Raw genomic sequence first — 826 nt, 5'->3', positions numbered from 1 at the left:
GGCCGCCGGACGAAAAATGTAGATGCTGTCCGACCGGTTCACCGACGCCATGATCAAGCTTGAAGCCGGGGTCCGCGCCAACTCTGTCCCGATGATCAGATCAGCGCAGCTGTCGTTTGCCGAAATCCTTCGACCAGGCCACGCAGCTCAACGTCGGTATCGAGCACGCGATTCAGAAGGAAATGGCACGATGAAGGTGCAGCGTTGGGACGGCAAGCCGATCAGCACGCCAGGCATTTACAGCGGCGTTCCGATGGAGGTGTATCACGGCGCCAATCTGTGCGACGCGCCGTCTATCTCGTCCTCTGGGCTGCGCAAGATAGCCAGTCAGAGCCCGGCGCACTACTGGTGCGAAAGCCCGTACAACCCGGATCGGATCGATCCTGACGAATCCGAGCCGCTGGTGTTCGGCCGCGCCGCGCATCACCTTCTCCTTGGTGAAGACGACTTCAACACGCTGTACGTTGTCAGGCCCGACAAGTGGGACTCGTGGCGCACCGACGCCGCCAAAGCGTGGAAGGCTGAACAGGAGGCCCAGGGCCGAACGGTTCTGCTGGCGGTTTCCAGCGCCTCGTTGCGCTCGCGCAGCGCGCGCTCGACATTTTCGGCGTCGGTGATGTCCTGGAAGGTCAGCATCGTGGCGCCGTCGGGCAGCGGCATGGTGCGGCACGACAGCACGCTGCCGTCCTTGCGCTCGATCTTGAGCAGCACGTGACGGCGATCGTCGATGCCGGTGATGGCGCCGCGCAGCGCCTGCCAGAACACCGCATGGTCGTAGAGCGGCCGGCACCAGGCCTCGACGGCCTCGATATGCGGGCTCGTCTCA

Annotated in this window: 1 pseudogene; it reads right to left on the bottom strand. The window is 63.8% G+C overall.

What is annotated here, in order from left to right:
* Positions 1-549: 549 nt before the first annotated feature.
* Positions 550-826 (bottom strand): annotated as a pseudogene (locus tag I5M_RS31630) (PAS-domain containing protein); the annotation flags it as partial.

Origin of the sequence: Rhodopseudomonas sp. B29, assembly GCF_000333455.1 — a bacterium.
Lineage (GTDB): Bacteria > Pseudomonadota > Alphaproteobacteria > Rhizobiales > Xanthobacteraceae > Rhodopseudomonas.
This window is presented reverse-complemented; position numbering and strand designations above follow the sequence as displayed.